Origin of the sequence: Frigidibacter albus (genome assembly GCF_009908165.1) — a bacterium.
Lineage (GTDB): Bacteria > Pseudomonadota > Alphaproteobacteria > Rhodobacterales > Rhodobacteraceae > Frigidibacter > Frigidibacter albus.
In genome coordinates this window covers 290,631-311,396 of record NZ_JAAAUC010000005.1, presented here as the reverse complement: position 1 = coordinate 311,396, position 20,766 = coordinate 290,631, and the positions used below count along the sequence as shown (strand labels likewise).

General features: G+C 67.9%; 19 protein-coding genes. 15 read left to right on the top strand and 4 right to left on the bottom strand.

Going from position 1 to position 20,766, the window contains the following annotated elements:
- Positions 1-11: 11 nt before the first annotated feature.
- From GVY41_RS10295 to GVY41_RS10265, 8 genes are all read left to right on the top strand, one after another.
- A complete protein-coding gene (locus GVY41_RS10295) occupies positions 12-1,166 on the top strand; it encodes an aromatic ring-hydroxylating oxygenase subunit alpha (protein ID WP_161346052.1) in 1,155 nt (384 codons plus the stop codon).
- Complete coding sequence (locus GVY41_RS10290) at positions 1,163-1,672, top strand: flavin reductase family protein (protein WP_161346050.1); 510 nt, start codon at positions 1,163-1,165, stop codon at positions 1,670-1,672. Before GVY41_RS10295 ends, GVY41_RS10290 begins: the two co-directional genes overlap by 4 nt.
- A gap of 19 nt (positions 1,673-1,691) precedes the next feature.
- Positions 1,692-2,105: a RidA family protein gene (locus GVY41_RS10285; RefSeq protein WP_161346049.1), complete on the top strand. Its 414-nt coding sequence runs from the start codon at positions 1,692-1,694 to the stop codon at positions 2,103-2,105.
- Between the two features lie 160 nt (positions 2,106-2,265).
- Positions 2,266-2,937 (top strand): DUF1028 domain-containing protein, encoded by a 672-nt coding sequence (locus GVY41_RS10280; protein WP_161346047.1) that lies wholly within the window; start codon positions 2,266-2,268, stop codon positions 2,935-2,937.
- Positions 2,938-2,974: 37 nt separating this feature from the next.
- Positions 2,975-3,928 carry a LysR family transcriptional regulator gene (locus tag GVY41_RS10275; RefSeq protein ID WP_161346045.1) on the top strand — a complete coding sequence of 318 codons (954 nt, stop codon included), beginning with the start codon at positions 2,975-2,977 and terminating at the stop codon, positions 3,926-3,928.
- A gap of 243 nt (positions 3,929-4,171) precedes the next feature.
- A complete protein-coding gene (locus GVY41_RS10270) occupies positions 4,172-5,509 on the top strand; it encodes an ammonium transporter (protein WP_161346043.1) in 1,338 nt (445 codons plus the stop codon).
- Positions 5,510-5,530: 21 nt separating this feature from the next.
- Positions 5,531-5,698, top strand: coding sequence for a hypothetical protein (locus GVY41_RS20100; protein WP_163535483.1), 168 nt, complete (start codon positions 5,531-5,533; stop codon positions 5,696-5,698).
- A 199-nt stretch (positions 5,699-5,897) separates the two neighbouring features.
- Positions 5,898-8,270 (top strand): trimethylamine N-oxide demethylase, encoded by a 2,373-nt coding sequence (locus GVY41_RS10265; RefSeq protein ID WP_161346041.1) that lies wholly within the window; start codon positions 5,898-5,900, stop codon positions 8,268-8,270.
- Here the strand turns inward: GVY41_RS10265 and GVY41_RS10260 are convergent.
- The 4 genes from GVY41_RS10260 to GVY41_RS10245 all read right to left on the bottom strand — a co-directional run bounded on the left by GVY41_RS10260 (position 8,267) and on the right by GVY41_RS10245 (position 13,289).
- A complete protein-coding gene (locus GVY41_RS10260; protein WP_161346039.1) occupies positions 8,267-8,806 on the bottom strand; it encodes a sarcosine oxidase subunit gamma in 540 nt (179 codons plus the stop codon). The two genes, GVY41_RS10265 and GVY41_RS10260, sit on opposite strands and share 4 nt — an antisense overlap.
- Positions 8,799-11,711 (bottom strand): sarcosine oxidase subunit alpha family protein, encoded by a 2,913-nt coding sequence (locus GVY41_RS10255; RefSeq protein ID WP_161346037.1) that lies wholly within the window; start codon positions 11,709-11,711, stop codon positions 8,799-8,801. Before GVY41_RS10255 ends, GVY41_RS10260 begins: the two co-directional genes overlap by 8 nt.
- A complete protein-coding gene (locus GVY41_RS10250; RefSeq protein ID WP_161346035.1) occupies positions 11,708-11,971 on the bottom strand; it encodes a sarcosine oxidase subunit delta in 264 nt (87 codons plus the stop codon). Before GVY41_RS10250 ends, GVY41_RS10255 begins: the two co-directional genes overlap by 4 nt.
- A 70-nt stretch (positions 11,972-12,041) precedes the next feature.
- Positions 12,042-13,289, bottom strand: coding sequence for a sarcosine oxidase subunit beta family protein (locus GVY41_RS10245; RefSeq protein ID WP_161346033.1), 1,248 nt, complete (start codon positions 13,287-13,289; stop codon positions 12,042-12,044).
- A 92-nt stretch (positions 13,290-13,381) separates the two neighbouring features.
- Between GVY41_RS10245 and GVY41_RS20540 the strand changes: the two genes are divergently transcribed.
- The 7 genes from GVY41_RS20540 (at position 13,382) to purU (ending at position 20,643) form a co-directional block, all read left to right on the top strand.
- On the top strand, positions 13,382-14,353 hold the full coding sequence (locus GVY41_RS20540) for a GlxA family transcriptional regulator (RefSeq protein ID WP_202456099.1): 972 nt from the start codon (positions 13,382-13,384) through the stop codon (positions 14,351-14,353).
- 279 nt (positions 14,354-14,632) lie between these two features.
- Complete coding sequence (locus GVY41_RS10235) at positions 14,633-15,286, top strand: helix-turn-helix domain-containing protein (protein WP_161346031.1); 654 nt, start codon at positions 14,633-14,635, stop codon at positions 15,284-15,286.
- 93 nt (positions 15,287-15,379) lie between these two features.
- Positions 15,380-16,273, top strand: coding sequence for a class II glutamine amidotransferase (locus GVY41_RS10230; RefSeq protein ID WP_161346029.1), 894 nt, complete (start codon positions 15,380-15,382; stop codon positions 16,271-16,273).
- 2 nt (positions 16,274-16,275) lie between these two features.
- Positions 16,276-16,965 carry a GltB/FmdC/FwdC-like GXGXG domain-containing protein gene (locus GVY41_RS10225; RefSeq protein ID WP_161346027.1) on the top strand — a complete coding sequence of 230 codons (690 nt, stop codon included), beginning with the start codon at positions 16,276-16,278 and terminating at the stop codon, positions 16,963-16,965.
- Between the two features lie 15 nt (positions 16,966-16,980).
- Positions 16,981-18,309 carry an FMN-binding glutamate synthase family protein gene (locus GVY41_RS10220; protein ID WP_161346025.1) on the top strand — a complete coding sequence of 443 codons (1,329 nt, stop codon included), beginning with the start codon at positions 16,981-16,983 and terminating at the stop codon, positions 18,307-18,309.
- A 70-nt stretch (positions 18,310-18,379) separates the two neighbouring features.
- Positions 18,380-19,684, top strand: coding sequence for a type III glutamate--ammonia ligase (gene glnT / locus GVY41_RS10215; RefSeq protein ID WP_161346023.1), 1,305 nt, complete (start codon positions 18,380-18,382; stop codon positions 19,682-19,684).
- A gap of 74 nt (positions 19,685-19,758) precedes the next feature.
- A complete protein-coding gene (purU, locus tag GVY41_RS10210) occupies positions 19,759-20,643 on the top strand; it encodes a formyltetrahydrofolate deformylase (protein WP_161346021.1) in 885 nt (294 codons plus the stop codon).
- Positions 20,644-20,766: the final 123 nt, after the last annotated feature.

The window sequence follows — 20,766 nt, the reverse complement described above, 5'->3', positions numbered from 1 at the left end:
GGAGCACTGGCATGACGCGGCACGAAACCCTGACCCCCGCGCAAGAGCTGCACGCCAATGTCTCGGTCCCGTTCGGGGCCGCGCGCGCCATGCCCAAATCGGTCTATACCTCGCCCGAGTTCCTGGCGCAGGAGATGCGCCAGATCTTCGCCGCCGACTGGCTCTGCGCCGGCCGCGCCGATGCGCTGCCGAACCCTGGCGATTACCTGACCATGCAGATCGCCGGCGAGCCGATCATCGTGCTGCGCGACCGCGACGGCGTGTTGCGCGCCATGTCCAACGTCTGCCGCCACCGGATGTCCACCCTGCTGGAGGGGCGCGGAAATGCCCGTGCCATCGTCTGCCCTTACCATGCCTGGACCTACAACCTCGACGGCACCCTGCGCGGCGCCCCGGCGATGGCGCTGAACGAGGGGTTCTGCAAATCCGACGTCCGCTTGCCGCAGGTCCGCTGCGAGGAGTGGCTGGGCTGGATCATGGTGACGCTCAACCCCGATGCCCCCTCCCCGGCGGAGCGGTTGCAGGGCGTCGAGGCCCTCGTCGGCAAGTTCCACATGGAAAACTACATCGAGGCCTTCCGTGAGGAGTTCCGTTGGGCGACCAACTGGAAGGTGCTGGCCGAGAATTTCATGGAAAGCTATCACCTGCCGGTCTGCCATGCCGATACCATCGGCCACACCGTCGACCTGCTGAAGATGACCTGCCCCGAGGGCGACCCTGCCTTCAACTACCATTTCATCATCAAGAACGATGCGCTGGACCTGACGCTGGCCCATCCCACCAACACCACGCTGCAAGGCGATGACCGCCGCACCACCTGGCTGATCTCGATCTACCCCTCGCTGCTGATCACCCTCTCGCCCGGCTATTTCTGGTACCTGTGCCTGACGCCCGACGGGCCCGGCCATGTGAACGTGCTGTTCGGCGGCGGTCTTGCGCCCGAGTTCGGCGCGGACCCGAAGGCGGAAGAGCATTTCGCGCGGCTCAAAACTTTGCTCGATGAAGTGAACATCGAGGACAAGGGCTGCGTCGAAAAGGTCTATCGCGGCATCTGCTCGGCAATGGGCGCGCCGGGCCACCTGTCGCATCTGGAGCGGCCGAATTTCGAATTTGCGCAATACCTTGCCAGCCGCATCGCCCCCGAAAGCGCGCAGGCCGCGCCATGACCGCCCCGTTGCGCGAGAGCTTCCTCGAGGCGATGTCCCGCGCTGCCGCCACCGTGACCGTCGTGACCACGGCAGGCGCCGCCGGGCGCGCCGGCGTCACTATCTCCGCCATGTCCTCCGTCTCCGCCGAGGGGCAGGCGCCCACCCTCCTGGTCTGCGTCCACCACCTCTCGCCCGCCGCCGCCGCCATCTTCGGCAATGGCAGCTTTGCAGTGAACCTGCTGGCGGCGGATCAGCAAGCGGTGGCCGACACCTTCGCCGGCCGCCTGCCCCGCGAGGGTGGCGACCGCTTCGCCTGCGCCGACTGGTCGGCGATGCCCTCCGGCGCGCCGCGCCTGCATGGCGCGCTGGCCGCCTTCGACTGCCGGCTGATCACCGCGACCCGCGTCGGCAGCCACCACGTGCTGCTCGGCGCCGCCGAGACGGTCGAGATCGCGGGCGCCGGCCTGCCGCTCCTCTATTCCGGGCGCGCCTATGGCGCCCCTGCCCGCCTCGACGCCGCCTGACCCCAACTCCCGGAGCATCATGGCCCATACCCGCATCCGCAAGTTCAACACGCGCGAAACCTATCCCGAACAGAAGCTCGACAATGACCTCTGCCAGGCCGTGGTGGCGCGCGGCACGATGATCTTCCTGCGCGGCCAATGCCCGCAGGATCTCGACAGCGCCGCCGATATCGGCAGCCATGACCCGGTGGAGCAGACCCACAAGGTGATGCAGAACATCCGCCAGCTGATCGAGGAGTCGGGGGGCCAGATGGAGCATCTGTGCAAGGTCGTGGTCTACCTGACCGACGTGCGCCACCGCGAGGCTGTCTATCGCACGATGGGCGAGTATATCCGCGGCGTGCATCCGGTCTCCACCGGCGTCGTGGTCACGGCCCTCGCCCGCCCTGGCTGGCTGGTCGAGATCGACGCCACCGCGATGATCCCGGATTGAGGGGACCCCATCTCTGAGCCCTCGCAAAGCCGGCCCTGCCCTTGCCCTTCTTGCTGGTCCAAATATCCCGGGGGTCCGGGGGCTGGCCCCCGGCTTTCGCAACGTCCGGGGGCTGGCCCCCGGCCGCCGGACACAAAGAGCCACCTCGGAAAGCCCGCCCATGACCTTCTCGCTCGTCGCCCGCTGCGACCGCACCGGCCAGTTCGGCATCGCCCTCTCCTCCTCCTCGCCCGCCGTGGCCGCCCGCTGCGCGCATGTGCGGGCAGGCGTCGGCGCCGTGGCGAGCCAGAACGTCACCGACCCCGCGCTTGGCCCGCAATTGCTGGACCTGATGGCGGCGGGGCAGGGTGCGCCACTGGCAATCGCCGCGCTGCAGGGCACCCCGTTCCTCGAGTATCGCCAGCTGCTTGCCGTCGATGCGGCGGGCCGCGCGGCGGTGCATTCGGGCCCCCGCGCGCTTGGGCTCTGGGGCCATGCGACCGGTCCCGGCGTTGCGGCCGGGGGCAACCTGCTGGCCGATCCTGCGGTGCCGCAGATACTGGTCGATGCCTTCCTTGCCGCCCCGGGCCATCTCGGCGACCGGCTGCTGGCGGCACTGCAGGCGGGGCTGGCGGCGGGCGGCGAGGCGGGGCCGGTGCATTCCGCGGGGCTGAAGATCGCGGATCGCCTGTCCTGGCCGCTGGTCGACCTGCGGGTGGACTGGACGCAAGCCTGCCCCATCGCCGCGCTGGCCGAGGCCTGGCAGGTCTACCGCCCGCAGATGGACGCCTATGTCGCGCGGGCCGAGAACCCCTCGGCCGCGCCCTCCTACGGGGTGCCGGGCGATGAATAGGCTGGCCTGCAGGGCACGCCGCGCCTAGCCTCGGGCCATGCCCCTGCGCTTCACCCTTCGCCAGCTCGAATACCTCGTCGCGGTCGGCGAGGCCGGGTCGATCGCGCTGGCGGCAGAGCGGATCAATGTCTCCTCCCCCTCGATCTCTGCCGCCATCGCGCAGCTGGAGGCAGAGTTCGGCCTGCCGCTGTTCGTGCGCCGCCATGCGCAGGGCCTGTCGCTGACCCCGGGCGGGCGGCGCTTCATGGCGCAGGCGCAGGCGGTGCTGGCCGAGGCGGGCCGGATGGCCGATCTTGCACGCGAGATCACCGGCAGCGTCGGCGGCCCGCTCTCGGTCGGTTGCCTCGTCACCTTCGCCCAGATCGTGCTGCCGCAACTGCGCCGCAGCTTCATCGACCGCTTCCCGGCGGTGGAGTTCCGGCAGTTCGAGCAGGATCAGGCCGCGATCTATGACGGGCTGCGCCGCGGCGCGCTGGATGTCGCGCTCAGCTATGACCTGCAGATTCCGCCCGATCTGGAGTTCGTGGAACTGGTGCGCCTGCCGCCCTATGCGGTGATGGCCGAGACGCATCCGCTGGCGCATCTGGAGGCTGTGTCGGCGGCAGAGCTGGCACCGTTTCCGATGGTGCTGCTGGATCTGCCCTTCAGCAGCGACTACTTCCTGTCCTTCTTCACCGGCCTTGGCCTGCAGCCGGTGATTGCCGAGCGCACCCGCGATATCGCGGTGATGCGCAGCCTTGTCGGCAATGGCTTTGGCTACTCGCTGGCCAATATCCGCCCGATCTCTGACCGCGCCCCCGATGGCCGCCGCCTGCGCTATGTTCCGCTGACCGGGCCGGCCCGGCCCATGCGGCTGGGGCTGATCCTGGTCGGCGGGGCCGGGGCGGCGCTGACGGTGCGCGCCTTCATCGACCACGCACGCCAGCATGTGACACCGGGCGGTACGCCGGGTCTGAACCTCGCGCTCGACGGGATCCGCCGCGACGTCTGACCGCTCGACAGATTCGGGATCCGGAATGCTTGGGGCGCCCGTGATGCGCCAGACGGAAACCGCCCAAAACCTGCGCGAAAAATGGCGGCCCTGTCCAAGGTCGCGCCGAAACCATGATGCGAAGGGGCTAAAATGCTGCGCGGGCGAAATTCCCTGTTGGCAGGCAATATTACTCTGAGGAAAGTTTCTCTCACAATAACCGCGAAGTCGGGTCCACCTCTCCAACAGGGAAAGCGCTGACAGATGAATGAAACCACGCCGGACATGGAGGCCAAGATCGCCGCGCTTGAAGCGGCCCTCGGCACTCTCAACTCGATGAACGCTGAAATCTTCTACTGGTGGTGCACCGCCCTGATGCTTGCGATCCACGCAGGCTTCCTCGCCTATGAGATGGGGGCCTCGCGCTCCAAGAACGCGCTGGCCTCGGGCATCAAGAACCTCTTGGCCTTCGCATTCATCGTGCCAAGCTTCTACTATGTCGGCTGGTGGATCTATCTGGCCTTCCCGGCCGGTTTCACCATTGCCGAAGGCAGCTCTGCCGGCCTGCCCTGGTCGGCGAACATGGGGCCGAACCTGACCGATCAGGCCTCGGGCATCTTCTACGCCGCCTTCACCCTGTTTGCCGCCACCACGGCCTCGATCATGTCGGGGTCCGTGATCGAGCGGATCCGCATGTCGGGCTTCACCATCCTTGCGGTGTTCCTGGGCAGCGTCGTCTGGATTCTCGGTGCCTCCTGGGGCTGGCATCCGTCGGGCTGGCTGACCACGACCTGGGGCCTGCATGACGTGGGCGCCGCGGGCGCCGTGCATACCATCGCCGGCTTCTTCACGCTGGGGGTGCTCATCAACCTCGGGCCGCGCATGGGCCGCTACAATGCCGATGGCAGCCTGAACGAGATCCCGGGCCACAACATGCCGATGTCGCTGATCGGGCTGATGCTGATCGTCATGGGCTTCTTCGGCTTCCTCGGCGGCTGCATCATCTACACCGCCGATGGCTGGCTGACGATCTACAACACGCCGGTGACCCTGTCGGCCTTTGCCTTCAACACGCTGATGGGCGTGGCGGGCGGCATGATCGGCGCCTATCTGATGACGCGCGATCCGTTCTGGATGATGTCGGGCGCGCTGGTCGGGGTGATCTCCTCGGCACCGGCGCTGGACCTCTACTATCCCGGCCTCGCGTTCCTGGTCTCGTTCCTTGGCGGCATCATCGCACCGAAGGTCAACGATTTCCTGGTGGTGAAGCTGAAGATCGACGATGCGGTGGGCGCCGTTTCCGTCCACGGCGTCACCGGGGTCTATGGCCTGATCATGGCCGGCATCTTCGCCTCGGGCTACGCCAATATCGAAGGGCCGCAGATCAACCTGATCGGCCAGACCCTCAGCGCGCTGGTGTTCGTGGTGCTGGGTTTCGTGCCAGGCTTCGGTCTGTCCTACCTGCTCAAGATGTTCGGCCTGCTGCGGGTCGGTCAGGGCGTGGAGCTTGCCGGTCTCGACCGGGTCGAGATCCCCGCCAAGGCCTATCCCGAGGCGGCCGTGCCCGCCTTCGACCTCTCGCCGGTTTCGCCGGCAGAGTGATCCCAACACAGGAGTGATGACATGAACACTGCACCCATCGACGGCTGGGAAGGCGCGGAGGCCTACTTTACCTTCGCCGACAAGCCCGCGGTCATCGGCCTTCTGATCGTGGTCGGCATCGCGGTCTGCGCCTTCACCATCTACCGGATGGCCTGGCACGAGACCCACGCCGCCAAGCGCCACGGCTGAAAACGGTCCCGTCCGTTCTTCCCCCGGACGAGCCGACCGGCCGCGCCCCCCAACGGGCGCGGCTCTTTCGTGGAGGCTGCAAGCATCCACGAGAAAATAAGTTTCCTGTGGATGGGGCGCGCCCTTTACTTCGCAGGCTGATTGATGTCTGCTCTGATCATGCTGGCCCGTCCCTCGGCCAAGCCACCAGAGCCCTGCCATGACCTTTCTGCCACCCCTCCAGGCGCCCGCCCCCAGCCGCGTGTTCAACCGCGGCACCCCGGCCCTGCCGCCGGGAACCGAGCGTTACCGGGTGCCGGGCGGCGGCTCGGTGCTGCTGCGCGTGGCGCCCGGGGACCGGATCACGGTGACGGATGCCGAGGGCGGCCAACCTTGCGCGCTGTCCTTCGTCGATGCCGCCGGCCGGTTCGAAGCCGCGGGCCTTGGCGCGGCCTTCGACTGCGACGCCCCCGGCCTGCGCGGCATCCTCGCTGCCGGGCAAGCGGGCGCTGAGGCCAGCGCCCGCCGCGCGCTTGCGGCGCTCCTCCGTCTGGGAGTGGACGCCGCACAGGCGCGCGCCCTGCGCCTCTTCGGCCAAGGCGGCGCCCCCGGCGCGCAGGCGAGCTTTACCGCCGCGCTGGAGGGCACGCTGATCGCCGTCGCCCCGGGTGGCCCGATGCTGCCCGAGGCGCAGGAGACCTCAACCCCCATCCACCTGCAGATCCGCCGCGGCAGCTCGCGCCTGCGCTACGCGCAGCGCCTGCCCGACCCGTTGGCAGACCCGCTGGCCGATATCCGCATCCGTGCGGCCACCGCCGTCGCCTACGAGGTGAAGGCCGGCGACTGGATCCAGGTCATCGACGTCGATGGCCGCCAATGCACCGATTTCCAGGCCTTCGACGCCCGCAAGCTGGACCGGGGCATCGAACATGCGCTCGACGCGACCATCACCCGCACCCTTCTGGGCCGTAGCTATCCCACCCCCGGCCTGCCCGCCAAGGCCTTCGACCGCGACTTCCAGCCGCTGGTCGAGGTGGTGCGCGACACCGTCGGGCGCCACGACGCCTTCGCCACCGCCTGCAACGCGCGCTATTACGACGATGCCGGCTACCCGGGTCATGCCAACTGCACCGACAACTTCAACCGGGTGCTGTCCCCCTACGGCGTCGGCGCCCGCAAGGGGTGGGAGGCGCTGAACTTCTTCTACAACACCGGCGTCGATCACCTGAACCAGCTCTATTTCGACGAGCCCTGGTCGCGCCCCGGCGACTATGTGCTGATGCGGGCGCTGACCGACCTGGTCTGCGTCTCCTCCTCCTGCCCCGACGACATCGACCCGGCGAATGGCTGGGATCTGACCGACATCCACATCCGCACCTTTTCGGGGCGGGAGAGCTTCAGCAGAGCGGTAGCCACCAGAATGACCCCCGATGCAGTGCCCGAGCTGACCAAGGAGACCGGCTTCCACGCGGGCCTCGCCCCGCATGTGAAGGAGCATGTGGAATACCGTGGCTACTGGCTGCCGAACGAGACGCGGGCGGGCAAGCTGGCCGAATACTGGGCCTGCCGCGAGAAGGCGGTGGTCATGGACCTCTCACCCCTGCGCAAGTTCGAGGTGACGGGCCCGGATGCCGAGGCGCTGCTGCAATGGTGCCTGACCCGCGACGTGCGCAAGCTGGCGGTGGGGCAGGTGGTCTATTCGGCGATGTGCTATGACCATGGCGGCATGGTCGATGACGGCACGCTGTTTCGCATGGGCGACATGGCCTTCCGCTGGATCGGCGGCGACGATGCCAGCGGCCTCTGGCTGCGCGAGCAGGCGCAGAAGATGGGCTACCGCGCCTGGGTCCGCTCCTCCACCGACCAGCTGCACAACATCGCCGTGCAGGGGCCTGCCGCCCGCGAGGTGCTGAAGGATCTGGTCTGGACCGGCCCGACCCGCACCCCGGTGGCCGATCTCGACTGGTTCCGCTTCACCGTCGGCCGCATTGGCGGGTTCGAGGGGATTCCGCTGGTGGTGTCCCGCACCGGCTATACCGGCGAGTTGGGGTATGAGGTTTTCTGCCATCCCCGCGATGCGGGCGCCGTGCTGGCGGCGGTGATGGAGGCGGGGGCGCCGCATGGGCTGATCCCGATGGGCCTTGCTGCGCTGGAGATGGTGCGGATCGAGGCAGGGCTGATCTTCGCGCATCACGAATTCACCGACCAGACCGACCCCTTCGAGGCCGGCATCGGCTTCACCGTGCCGTTGAAGGGCAAGCCCGACGCCTTCGTGGGCCGCGAGGTGCTGGTGGAGCGCAAGGCGCATCCGCGGCATCTGCTGGTGGGGCTGGACATCGGCGGGCGCGATGCCGTGGCGCATGGCGACGGGGTTTTTCTCGGCCGGGCGCAGGTGGGGGTGGTGACTTCGGCCACCTTCTCACCCGTGCTTGGCAAGCAGGTCGCGCTGGCGCGGATCGAGCCTTTGCACGCCGCGCCGGGCACGGCGCTGGAGGTCGGCAAGCTCGATGGCCAGATGAAGCGGATCCCGGCCGAGGTGGTGACGCTCTCGCATTACGACCCCGGCAAGCTGCGCCCGCGCGGGCTGGCCTAAGCCGCCCGCGCCCCGATCCCGTATTCGCGCCCCAGCAGGATCAGCTCATCCCACAGCGACAGCGCAAAGCCGCGCAGCACCGCCAGCTCGAACGCCTCCGGCCCCGTGCGGGCCAGGGTGATGCCGAGATGCCCGAACAGCGTCTGCGCCGCGCCGCCCTCGGGCAACAGCGCCAGGTTCACCGCCGTGCCCTTGGCGAGCAGGTCCGCCGCGCTCGGGCCAGAGAGCGAGACCCGCACCCTGCCGTGGGTCTGATCCGACAGCGCGAAGCCTGGCGCCAGCGCGGCCTGCGCCTCCGCCAGCGTCCCGGTTCCCACACCCACGATCAGCCACTGCCCCGGGCCGATGCTGCGCAGCGGGCAGGGGCCAGCCCCGTAGGCCAGCAGCGGCGCCGGATCGGTGCCGGGGCGGGCGAGCGCCTGCCACAGCCGGTCCTCGGGCAGTGCAGTCAGGGTCACGCCGGCGCCGGGCAGGCCGAAATGGCCCGTGGCGGCGTTGGCAAGGGCGGGGCGGGCGGTCAGCAGGGTGTCAGGCATGAAGCTTCTCGTTCTTGGGGTCGATGAAGACCGGCGATGTCAGGCGCGCGGGGATCGCGGCGTCGTTGAGCCCGTCCCAGACCACCACCTCCTCGCCATGCCGCTGGCTGCCGCCCGCGACCAGCGCCAGCGCGATGGAATGGCCCAGATGCGGCGAATGGGCGGTGGAGGTGAGGTAACCCTGATCGTTTTCCAGCGTTGCCGCCGCGCCCTTGGCCAGCACATGCGAGCCGGTGCGCAAGGGCGTGGCCGGGTCCAGCGGCACCACACCCACCAGCTGCGGGCGCTGTGGATCGGTCAGCCCCTCGCGGTGCAGCAGATGCTTTCCGATGAAGTCGGGCTTCACGGGCGACACCATCTTCCCCATCCCCAGATCGGCGGGCACCACGGTGCCGTTGATCTCGGCATGGGTGACATGGCCCTTCTCGATGCGCAGCACCGCCAGTGCCTCGGCCCCGTATGCACAGATGCCCTCAGGCGCACCGGCCGCCATGATGGCATCCGCCACCGCCTCGCCATAGCCCGCGGGCACCGCCAGCTCATAGGCCAGCTCGCCGGAGAAGGAGATGCGGAACAGCCGACCCATGATCCCGCCCTTCAGCGGAACCTCGCGCGCGGCCATGAAGGGGAACGCCTCGTTCGACAGGTCGGCCTCCACGATCCGCTGCAGGATCTGCCGTGCCATCGGGCCGGCAATCGCCATCTGCGCCCATTGATCGGTGGCCGAGGCGATCCGCACATCCAGATCGGGCCACAGCGCCTGCGCGCAGAATTCCAGATGCGTCATCACGCCCGCAGCCAGCGCGGTGGTGGTGGTCATGTAGAAATGGTCGGTCGCCAGCCGGCTGGTGGTGCCGTCGTCATAGATGAACCCGTCCTCGCGCAGCATCAGCCCATAGCGGGCGCGGCCCACCGGCAGCTTGGCGAAGCCGTTGCAGTAGATGCGATTCAGGAACTCCGCCGCATCGGTCCCGAAGATCTCGATCTTGCCGAGGGTGGAGACATCGCAGAGCCCCGCCGCCCGGCGCACGGTCAGCACCTCGCGGTCCACCGATTGCCGCCAGCCGGTCTCGCCCGCCCGCGGGAACCAGGCGGAGCGCAGCCAGAGCCCGGTTTCCACGAACTCGGCGCCGAGCGTCTTGGCCCAGCCATGCAGGGGCGACAGGCGGGTAGGCTGGAAGTCATGCCCGCGCGAGGTGCCGGCGAGGGCGCCAAAGCTGACGGGGGTGTAGAAGGGGCGGAAGGTGGTCAGGCCGACCGCGGCAATGGTCGTGCCGCGGGCCTTGGCGAGGATGGCGGCAGCGTTGATGTTGCCCAGCTTGCCCTGATCGGTTGCCATGCCGCTGGTGGTGTAGCGCTTGGCAAGCTCGGCATCGGCATAGCCCTCGGCGGCCGCGAGGGTCAGGTCCTTGGCGTGGACATCGTTCTGATAATCCACGAACTTCTTGGCTTTGGTCTTCCCAAGCTCTCCAAGCGGCGCTTGGGCAACCGCATCTTCCGGCGCAGGGCCGAAGGCCGGCTCCGCGCGCAGGCCGATCCGCGCGAGCGCGGCAGCAGCGCGGGCGGCGCCGTCGCCGAGGCAGGCGGCATGGCCGGACAGGCCCGCGGCGGCCCCGGCGATCAGCAGGCCGTCCTGTTCCGAGGGCGCAAGGAAGGCGTGGCGCGCGTCGGACCAGACCGGGCGCGCGCCGCGATGGCAGGCAAGGTGGATCACCGGGCTGAAGCCGCCCGACATGGCGATGGCATCGGCCTCGATCCGCGGGCCGCCCTCGATCTGCAGCGATTTCAAGGACTTGCCGCCAATGGCCTTGCCCGGAATGCCGCGGATCAGTGGCGCCTTTCCTTGCCATGCGGGGCCGTTGCCGAGGGAGACAAGCGCCGCGACCTCCAGCCCCAAGGCCTCCATCTGCGCGGCGAGGGTGAAGCCCGCCGGGCCCTGGGTCAGGATCGCGGTGCGCTTTCCCGGCGCGACGGCCTGCCGGTGCAGGTAGCTGGCGGTGGCGGAGGCGGTCATGATGCCGGGAATGTCGTTGCCGGCGAAGACCATAGGGCGTTCCTCGGCGCCACTGGCCAGCACGGCCTGACGGGCGGCGATGCGCCAGAGGCGTTCGATGGGGGCGTCGGGGGAGGGGACGGCGAGGTGCTTCTGCACCCGCTCCACCGCGCCGAAGACATTGCCGTCATACCAGCCGAAGACGGTGGTGCGGGGCAGCAGGCGCACGCCGAGGGTGGCAAGTTCTGCAAGGATTTCCGCAAGTTGCGGCCATGAGGCGGGATCCGACAGCATCCCGCCGCCAAGCTCCATCCCCTCATCGGCCAGCACGACAGAGGCACCCGCGCGGGCGGCGGTCAGCGCGGCAGCGAGGCCTGCGGCGCCGCCACCGATGACCAGCAGGTCGCAATGCGCCCAGGTTTTCTCATATCTGTCAGGGTCTTGCAGGGTGGTGGCGCGGCCGAGGCCGGCGGCGCGGCGGATGATCGGCTCATAGACCTTTTCCCAGAAGGAAGCGGGCCACATGAAGGTCTTGTAGTAGAACCCGGCGCCGAGGAAGCGCGAGAGGAGGCCGTTGAGGGCGCCGATATCTTGGTCGAGGCTGGGCCAGCGGTTCTGGCTGTTCGCCTCAAGCCATTGATAAAGCTCGGCCATTGTCGCGCGGGTATTGGGTTCGGTGCGGCCTTCGCGGCCGATGGTCATCAGGGCGTTGGGCTCTGCCGAACCGGCTGTGATCACGCCGCGGGGGCGGTGGTATTTGAAGCTGCGGGCCATGAGGCGTTGGCCGTTTGCGAGCAGGGCCGAGGCGAGGGTGTCGCCGGGGTGTCCGTGCAACGCCTTGCCATCAAAGGAAAATTCCACACGGCGCGAACGGTCGAGGCGGCCGCCGGTGGGGAGGCGGTGGCTGGTCATGGGCGGCCCTCTGCGGCATCTGTCACGGAATGGACCGCATGGGTGGCGGTGTTGCGCTTCACCACCAGCCAGCGGCGGCAGCCGCCGGAGTGGTGCCAGTGCTCGGCATAGTCCCCGCGCGGATTTTCCCGAAGGTAAACATGGGCTTGCCACTCCTCTACCGGCGCATCTGCAGCCGGCCGGGGCAGGACGGCGCCGCGAACGGTGAACTCTTCCTTGGGACGTGGGCCGCAATGCGGGCAGGGGATCAGGCTGGCCATGATGTCCTCTGGTTTCGATACAGAACCCGTATGGAAACCGTATGGTTTTCATACATACGATTTTCGCCGGTCAGTGCAGGTTCGGCTGTGCGCCCTGACCCTTCTCGTCGATCAGATGGCCGCGCGCGAAGCGGTCGAGCCGGAACGCGCGGGCCACCTCATGTGGCGCGTCCTTGGCGATCAGATGCGCGAAGCACAGGCCAGAGGCGGGGGTGGCCTTGAAGCCGCCATAGCACCAGCCGGCATTGAGGTAGAGGTTGGGCAGGTGGGTCTTGTCGATGATCGGCGAGCCGTCCATCGACATGTCCATCACCCCGGCCCAGGCGCGCAGCACCCGCACGCGGCTGAGCGCCGGGATCATCGCCACCCCCGCCTCGGCCACATGCTCGATATTGGCCAGGTTGCCGCGCTGGGCGTAGCTGTTGTAGCCCTCGATATCGCCGCCGAAGACGAGGCCGCCCTTGTCGGATTGCGAGAGGTAGAAGTGGCCGGCGCCGAAGGTGACGACGGTGTCGATGAAGGGCTTCAGCCCCTCGGACACATAGGCCTGAAGCGCGTGGGTCTCGATCGGCAGGGTGATCCCGGCCATCGCCGCGGTGATGCCGGAATGGCCGGCGGTGGCCAGCGCGAGGCGCTTGCAGCGGATGGTGCCGCGCGAGGTTTCGACCTCGGTCACGCGGCCATGATCCTGGCGGATCGCCGTGACCTCGCAATGCGGGATGATGTCCACGCCGCGCGCGCTCGCGCCGCGGGCATAGCCCCAGGCGACGGCATCATGGCGCACGGTGCCGCCGCGGCGCTGGCGGATCGCGCCCTTGATCGGGAAGCGGGCATTGTCGAAATCGAGGAAGGGCAGGATGCGGCGGACCTGATCCCGGTCCAGAATCTCGGCATCCACCCCGTGCAGGCGCATGGCGTTGCCGCGGCGGCGATAGGCGTCGCGCTGGGCGTCGGAATGGATGAGGTTCACCACGCCGCGCTGGCTGACCATGGCGTTGAAGTTGAAATCCTGCTCCAGCCCCTCCCACAGCTTCATCGACAGCTCGTAGAACGGGTTGTTGCCGGGCAAGAGGTAGTTGGACCGGATAATGGTGGTGTTGCGGCCGATATTGCCCGAGCCGACATAGCCCTTTTCCAGCACAGCGACATTGGTGATGCCGAACTCCCTGGCGAGGTAATAGGCGGTGGCGAGGCCGTGACCGCCACCCCCGACGATGACCACGTCATACTCCGCCTTGGGCTCGGGGCTGCGCCAGGCGGGGGCGGGGGCCTTGCCGGTGAGGCCGTTCAGAAGCACGGACAGGGCGGAATAGCGCATGGGGCGGGTCCTTCGCTGCGGATGCGTCCTGTTTGCGCTGCGGGCGCAGCGCGGGATTGCAAGAATGGGACGTGTTGTGTCATTCATGGGACATGGGCAAAGGTGGGGACCAGAGCGGCGTGCAGGAGATCGGCTTCGTGCTGATCCCGGGCTTTGCGCTGATGTCCTTTGCCTCGGCCACCGAGCCGCTCAGGGCGGCGAACCAGTTGGCGGGGCGCGAGATCTACCGGGTGCGGGCCTTTGCGCCGGGGGGGCGGGGCGTTGCCTCGTCGGGCGCCGAGATCCCGGCGGAGGCGTTGCCGGAGCGGGGGGCGGGGCTGCATACGGTGTTCGTTTGCGCGGGGGGCGGGCCGGCGGAGTGGGACTGGCCCGAGGTGGCGGTCTGTTTGCGGATGCTGGGGCGGGCGGGGGTGCGGCTGGGCGGCATCTCGGGCGGGGCCTGGCTGTTGGCGGCGGCGGGGCTGCTGGAGCGGCAGGCCTTCACCATCCATTGGGAGCACGCGCCGGCGCTGGTCGAGGCGATGCCGCATCTGCGGCCCGCGCAGGCACGATTCGTGATCGACGGGCCGCGGATTACCTGCGGTGGCGGGGTGGCGCCCTTGGACATGATGCATGCGCTGATTGCCGAGCGGATGGGTGCGGGGTTCGCGCGGCGGGTCAGCGACTGGTTCCTGCATGCCGAGGTGGCGGGCGGGGCGGGGCCGCAGCGCGGGGCGCTGGCGGAACGCTATGGCACGCATCATCCGGGGCTGCTGGCGGTGCTGGAGCAGATGGAGGCGGCGCCCGAGCAGCCCTTGGGGCGGGCGGCGCTGGCGCGGCTGGCGGGGGTGAGCCCGCGGCATCTGGACCGGCTGTTCGCGGCAGAGCTGGGGGTCAGCTTTCGGGCGCAATATCTGCGGATGCGGCTGGATCATGCGCAGCGGCTGCTGGTGCAGAGCCCGATGTCGCTGGCCGAGATCGCCTTTGCGACGGGGTTTTCGAGTGCGAGCCATTTTTCGAGGGCGTGGCGGGGGCGGTTCGGGAAGACGCCGGGGGAGTCGCGGGCAGAGGGGCGGGGGGTGTAACCACCTTTTGCCCGCAACAAGGCGCTTCAGCGCCGCCGGGCAGCGCCCGTCCGCCCCCTCGGGCGGGCGCTTTGCAACGCCTGCGCCTAGAACGCCGGTGGGGTATGTTGAACCATAAAGCGCCTAGAACTGCGGTTGCTCGCCCACCCGGCGGACGGGCACTGCCCTAGGGCAGTGCAAGATACCACTCCCGCGCGCGCGTAGCTTTCCTTGGAGGGGCGTTTCCTTTACTCATGGGGGAAGGGCGCCAGAACGGCGCAGAGCAGAGGATGCCAGCCCATGGACATGGACCCCGAGCGCAAGGTGCCGCTGAACCAGGACCCCCATGCCGTGCGCGAACCGCGCGAGAACCGGCTGGAGCTGGCGATCGGGCATGAGGTGCGCACCTTCCGCAAGAAGCTGGGCATCACCGTGACCGACCTTGCCAGCGCCACCGGCCTGTCGCTGGGGATGCTGTCCAAGATCGAGAACGGCAATATCTCGCCCTCGCTGTCCACCCTGCAGGCGCTGTCCAAGGGCCTCGGCGTGCCGATGACCGCGTTCTTCCGCGGGTTTGAAGAACCGCGCAACGCCATGTTCGTGAAGGCGGGGGAAGGGGTGGAGCTGGAGCGGCGGGGGACGCGCGCCGGGCACCAGTACAACCTTCTGGGGCATATCGACAACAACTCGTCTGGCGTGGTGGTGGAGCCCTATCTGATCACCCTTTCGGACGATGCCGACGTGTTCCCGACCTTCCAGCATGAGGGGATGGAGTTCCTCTACATGCTGGAAGGCGAGGTGGTCTACCGGCATGGCGACAAGCTGTTTCACATGCAGCCCGGCGACAGCCTGTTCTTCGATGCGGATGCCCCGCATGGGCCGGAAGAGCTGGTGAGCCTGCCGGCGCGGTACCTGTCGATCATCAGCTACCCGCAGGCGACGGAGCGGCGCTAGAGGTTGCCTTAAGAGAAATATTTATTCTTCAGGATTGATGCTGCGGCTGCGGCGTGCTACGGCTGGACTCACCACGCGAAGGAGGGTCATGCCATGTGCGGGATTGTCGGTCTGTTTCTGAAGGACAGGGGCCTGGAGCCGCAGCTGGGCGCGCTTCTGTCGGGGATGCTGGTCACCATGACCGACCGCGGGCCGGACAGCGCCGGCATCGCCATCTATGGCACGCCCGAGGCGGGCCGCGCCAAGATCACCGTCCAGTCGGCGGAGCCGGGGGCGGTGTTCCCGGGGCTGCAGGCGGAACTGGCCGAGGCATCGGGCGGCAGCGCCACGGTCGCGGTGAAGAGCACCCATGCGGTGATTTCGCTGGATGCGGACAAGGTCGCGCCGGTGCGGGCGGCGCTGGCGGCGATGCCGGGCCTCAAGGTGATGGGCGCCGGCGAGGCGGTGGAGATCTTCAAGGAGGTCGGCCTGCCCAAGGACGTGATCGCCCGGTTCGAGATTGCCAAGATGACCGGCAGCCACGGCATCGGCCATACCCGCATGGCCACCGAAAGCGCCGTGACCACCATGGGCGCGCATCCGTTTTCCACCGGGGCGGACCAGTGCCTTGTGCATAACGGCTCTCTGTCCAACCACAACGGGTTGCGCCGGGTGCTGCGCCAGAAGGGCATGACCTTCGAGACCGAGAACGACACCGAGGTCGCCGCCGCCTACCTGACCGCCGAGATGGCCGGGGGCAAGAATCTGGGCCAGGCGCTGGAAGGCGCGCTGGACGATCTCGACGGCTTCTTCACCTTCGTCGTCGGCACCAAGTCGGGCTTTGGCGTGGTGCGCGACCCGATCGCCTGCAAGCCCGCGGTGATGGCCGAGACCGACCAGTATGTCGCCTTCGGCAGCGAATACCGCGCGCTGGCCAACCTGCCCGGCATCGAGACCGCCCGCGTCTGGGAGCCCGAGCCCGCCACCGTCTATTTCTGGGAGCATTGAGAATGCCGGTCATCGACCTTGCCACCACCCCTTTGCGCGAGCTGAACCAGGCGCTGCACGATGCCGCCGCCCCCGGCCATAACGATACCGAGTTCGAGGTGCTGAACCCCAAGGGCGCCCATGCCGTCGCGGTGGGCGTGGCCGCCCCCGTCAGCATCGAGGTCAAGGGATCGGTCGGCTATTACTGCGGCGGCATGAACGAGCAGGCCAGCATCACCGTGCATGGCTCTGCCGGGCCCGGGGTCGCCGAGAACATGATGAGCGGCACCGTCGTCATCAAGGGCGATGCCAGCCAGTATGCGGGCGCCACCGGGCGCGGCGGGCTTCTGGTGATCGAAGGGAATGCAGCGTCACGCTGCGGGATTTCCATGAAGGGCATCAACATCGTGGTGCGCGGCAATATCGGCCATATGTCGGCCTTCATGGCGCAGTCGGGCAACCTCGTGGTGCTGGGGGATGCCGGCGACGCGCTTGGGGATTCGCTCTACGAGGCGCGGCTGTTCGTGCGCGGCGCGGTGAAAAGCCTTGGCGCTGACTGCATCGCCAAGGAGATGCGGCCCGAGCATCTGGAACTGCTGGAGGGTCTGCTGGCCGAGGCGGGGATCACCGATGTGAAACCGCAGGAGTTCACCCGCTATGGCTCTGCCCGCACGCTCTACAATTTCAACATCGACAATGCCGACGCCTATTGAGCGGGGAGCCACCAGATGAGCCAGAACAACCATCCGACGACCCCGCGCAAATCCTCGACCTTCGACGATTACACCCTGTCCGAGATCCGCCGCGCGGCGGCCACGGGGATCTATGACATCCGCGGCGGCGGCACCAAGCGCAAGGTGCCGCATTTCGATGACCTGCTGTTCCTTGGCGCCTCGATGAGCCGCTATCCGCTGGAGGGCTACCGCGAGAAGTGCAGCACCGAGGTGGTGCTGGGCACGCGGTTTGCGAAAAAGCCGATCACGCTGAAGATCCCGATCACCATTGCGGGGATGTCCTTCGGCTCGCTGTCCGGTCCGGCGAAAGAGGCGCTGGGGCGCGGCGCGACGCTGGCCGGCACCTCGACCACAACCGGCGATGGCGGGATGACCGAGGAGGAGCGGGGGCATTCGGAAACGCTGGTCTATCAGTACCTCCCCAGCCGCTATGGCATGAACCCGCGTGACCTGCGCCGCGCCGATGCGATCGAGATCGTGATCGGCCAGGGCGCCAAGCCGGGCGGCGGCGGGATGCTGCTGGGCCAGAAAATCTCGGATCGCGTGGCAGAGATGCGGACCCTGCCCAAGGGCATCGACCAGCGCTCTGCCTGCCGCCACCCGGACTGGACCGGGCCGGATGATCTGGAAATCAAGATCCTGGAACTGCGCGAGATCACGGGTTGGGAAAAGCCGATCTACATCAAGATCGGCGGCGCGCGCCCCTATTACGACACGGCGCTGGCAGTGAAGGCCGGGGCCGATGTGGTGGTGCTGGACGGGATGCAGGGCGGCACCGCGGCGACGCAGGAAGTGTTCATCGAGCATGTGGGGATGCCGACGCTGGCCTGCATCCGCCCCGCCGTGCAGGCGCTGCAGGATCTGGGGATGCACCGCAAGGTGCAGCTGATCGTGTCGGGCGGCATCCGCAACGGCGCCGATGTGGCCAAGGCGCTGGCGCTGGGCGCGGATGCGGTGTCGATCGGCACCGCGGCGCTGGTGGCGCTGGGCGACAATGACCCGAAATGGGAGGCGGAGTATCAGGCGCTGGGCACCACCGCCGGCTCCTATGACGACTGGCACGAGGGGCGCGACCCCGCCGGCATCACCACGCAGGACCCCGAGCTGATGAAGCGCGTGGACCCGGCTCTGGCCGGGCGGCGGCTGGCCAATTACCTCAAGGTGATGACGCTGGAAGCGCAGACCATCGCGCGCGCCTGCGGCAAGAGCCATGTCCACAACCTCGAGCCCGAGGATCTGGTGGCGCTGACCATCGAAGCCTCGGCCATGGCCGGGGTGCCGCTGGCGGGAACCAGCTGGATCCCCGGCAAGACAGGCTTCTGACGGCAACGGCCGCGCCCCCAACCGGCGCGGCCGTTCTTCTTTGACAAACAAAAAACGACAGGGAACAGCGATGACAACCGATCTGGCCACATGGGCCGCGGAACGCGGCGTCAAGTATTTCATGATCTCTTACACCGACCTCTTCGGCGGGCAGCGGGCCAAACTGGTGCCGACGCCGGCCATCGCCGACATGCAGGCGGATGGCGCGGGCTTTGCCGGGTTTGCCACCTGGCTGGACCTGACGCCGGCGCATCCTGATCTGTTCGCGATGCCCGATCCGGCCTCGGCCACGCAGCTGCCCTGGAAGCCCGAGGTGGCCTGGGTCGCCGCCGATCTCTACATGGAGGGCGCGCCGGTCGCGCAGGCGCCGCGCAATGTGCTCAAGCGGCTGGTGGCCGAGGCGGCGGAGATGGGCCTCAGCGTCAAGACTGGGATCGAGCCCGAGTTCTTCCTGATCTCGCCGGACGGGAGCGAGATTTCCGACGGCATGGATACCGCGGAAAAGCCCTGCTACGACCAGCAGGCGCTGATGCGCCGCTATGACGTGATCGCGGAAATCTGCGGCTACATGCTCGATCTGGGCTGGAAGCCCTATCAGAACGACCATGAGGACGCGAATGGCCAGTTCGAGATGAACTGGGAATACGATGATGTGCTGGTTACGGCGGACCGGCACAGCTTTTTCAAGTTCATGGTGAAGTCGGTCGCCGAAAAGCACGGGCTGCGGGCGACCTTCATGCCCAAGCCCTTCAAGGGCCTGACGGGGAATGGCTGCCACGCCCATATCTCGGTCTGGGACAAGGACGGGCGCAATGCCTTTGCCGACAAGGAGATGCCGTTCGGACTGTCGGCCGAGGGGCGGACCTTCCTTGGCGGGATCATGAAACACGCCTCGGCGCTGGCGGCGGTCACCAATCCGACGGTGAACAGCTACAAACGCATCAACGCGCCGCGCACGGTTTCGGGGGCGACCTGGGCGCCGAACACGGTGACATGGACGGGCAACAACCGCACCCATATGGTGCGCGTGCCGGGGCCGGGGCGGTTCGAGCTGCGCCTGCCCGACGGCGCGGTGAACCCGTACCTGCTGCAGGCGATCATCCTGGCGGCGGGGCTGGGGGGGATGCGCAGCAAGGCCGATCCTGGGCGGCACCACGATATCGACATGTATCGCGAGGGGCATACCGTCACCGATGCGCCGAAGCTGCCGCTGAACCTGCTGGATGCGCTGCGGGCCTATGAGGAGGACCCGGAGCTGCAGGCGGCGCTTGGGACCGAATTTTCGGCGGCCTACCTGAAGCTGAAACATGCCGAGTGGAACACCTACACGGCGCAGTTCACCGCCTGGGAGCACGACACCACGCTGGATATCTGATCCGCCGACCCCCGGCTTTTCGTGCGGCGGCCGCAAGGGTCGCCGCCCCTTTCCCATGTTCATGGAGGATGCGCGTGCCGCATTACGTTCTGACCGTCACCTGCCTGTCCACCCGCGGGATCGTCGCGGCGATCTCGGGCTTCCTTGCGGATCAAGGCTGCAACATCACCGATTCTGCCCAGTTCGACGACATGGGCACCGGGCAGTTCTTCATGCGGGTGACCTTCGCGCCGGAAACCGGCGCCACCCTCCCCGCCCTGACCGAGGCCTTCGCCGCCATCGCCGAGCCCTTCGGGATGACCTGGGCGATCCACGACGCCGCGCACCGGGTGAAGGTGCTGCTGATGGTGTCGAACTTCGGCCATTGCCTCAACGACCTCCTCTACCGCTGGCGCATCGGGGCGCTGCCGATCGAGATCGTCGGCGTGGTGTCCAACCACCTGACCTACCAGAAGGTGGTCGTGAACCACGACATCCCCTTCCACCTGATCAAGGTCACCAAGGAGAACAAGCCCGAGGCCGAGGCGCGGCTGCTGTCCCTCGTCGAGGAAACCGGGGCCGAGCTGGTGGTGCTCGCGCGTTACATGCAGGTGCTGTCGGACGCGCTCTGCCGCAAGATGGCGGGGCGGATCATCAACATCCACCACTCCTTCCTGCCCAGCTTCAAGGGCGCCAACCCCTACAAGCAGGCCTTCACCCGCGGCGTGAAGCTGATCGGCGCCACCGCGCATTACGTGACCGCCGACCTTGATGAAGGCCCGATCATCGAACAGGACACCGTCCGCATCACCCATGCTCAAAGCCCCGAGGATTACGTCAGCCTCGGCCGCGACGTGGAGGCGGCGGTGCTGTCGAGGGCGATCCACGCCCATATCCACCACCGGGTGTTCCTGAACGGCAACAAGACGGTGGTGTTCCCCGCCTCGCCAGGCAGCTACGCCTCGGAACGGATGGGCTAGGAAGAAGGGAGGGGGCCTTCTGCCCCCTCTTGGCGCTGTGCGCCAATTCACCCCCGAGGATATGTCGACAAAGAAGAGGGGGAAGCGCAGCTCTTGCCCTTTGCCTTTTCCAAATATCCCGCG

Bases quoted from the DNA above. Each gene is read 5' to 3' on its own strand.
- GVY41_RS10295 (WP_161346052.1), top strand. From the start codon at position 12: ATGACGCGGCACGAAACCCTGACCCCCGCGCAAGAGCTGCACGCCAAT.
- GVY41_RS10290 (WP_161346050.1), top strand. From the start codon at position 1,163: ATGACCGCCCCGTTGCGCGAGAGCTTCCTCGAGGCGATGTCCCGCGCT.
- GVY41_RS10285 (WP_161346049.1), top strand. From the start codon at position 1,692: ATGGCCCATACCCGCATCCGCAAGTTCAACACGCGCGAAACCTATCCC.
- GVY41_RS10280 (WP_161346047.1), top strand. From the start codon at position 2,266: ATGACCTTCTCGCTCGTCGCCCGCTGCGACCGCACCGGCCAGTTCGGC.
- GVY41_RS10275 (WP_161346045.1), top strand. From the start codon at position 2,975: ATGCCCCTGCGCTTCACCCTTCGCCAGCTCGAATACCTCGTCGCGGTC.
- GVY41_RS10270 (WP_161346043.1), top strand. From the start codon at position 4,172: ATGAATGAAACCACGCCGGACATGGAGGCCAAGATCGCCGCGCTTGAA.
- GVY41_RS20100 (WP_163535483.1), top strand. From the start codon at position 5,531: ATGAACACTGCACCCATCGACGGCTGGGAAGGCGCGGAGGCCTACTTT.
- GVY41_RS10265 (WP_161346041.1), top strand. From the start codon at position 5,898: ATGACCTTTCTGCCACCCCTCCAGGCGCCCGCCCCCAGCCGCGTGTTC.
- GVY41_RS10260 (WP_161346039.1), bottom strand. From the start codon at position 8,806: ATGCCTGACACCCTGCTGACCGCCCGCCCCGCCCTTGCCAACGCCGCC.
- GVY41_RS10255 (WP_161346037.1), bottom strand. From the start codon at position 11,711: ATGACCAGCCACCGCCTCCCCACCGGCGGCCGCCTCGACCGTTCGCGC.
- GVY41_RS10250 (WP_161346035.1), bottom strand. From the start codon at position 11,971: ATGGCCAGCCTGATCCCCTGCCCGCATTGCGGCCCACGTCCCAAGGAA.
- GVY41_RS10245 (WP_161346033.1), bottom strand. From the start codon at position 13,289: ATGCGCTATTCCGCCCTGTCCGTGCTTCTGAACGGCCTCACCGGCAAG.
- GVY41_RS20540 (WP_202456099.1), top strand. From the start codon at position 13,382: ATGGGCAAAGGTGGGGACCAGAGCGGCGTGCAGGAGATCGGCTTCGTG.
- GVY41_RS10235 (WP_161346031.1), top strand. From the start codon at position 14,633: ATGGACATGGACCCCGAGCGCAAGGTGCCGCTGAACCAGGACCCCCAT.
- GVY41_RS10230 (WP_161346029.1), top strand. From the start codon at position 15,380: ATGTGCGGGATTGTCGGTCTGTTTCTGAAGGACAGGGGCCTGGAGCCG.
- GVY41_RS10225 (WP_161346027.1), top strand. From the start codon at position 16,276: ATGCCGGTCATCGACCTTGCCACCACCCCTTTGCGCGAGCTGAACCAG.
- GVY41_RS10220 (WP_161346025.1), top strand. From the start codon at position 16,981: ATGAGCCAGAACAACCATCCGACGACCCCGCGCAAATCCTCGACCTTC.
- glnT (WP_161346023.1), top strand. From the start codon at position 18,380: ATGACAACCGATCTGGCCACATGGGCCGCGGAACGCGGCGTCAAGTAT.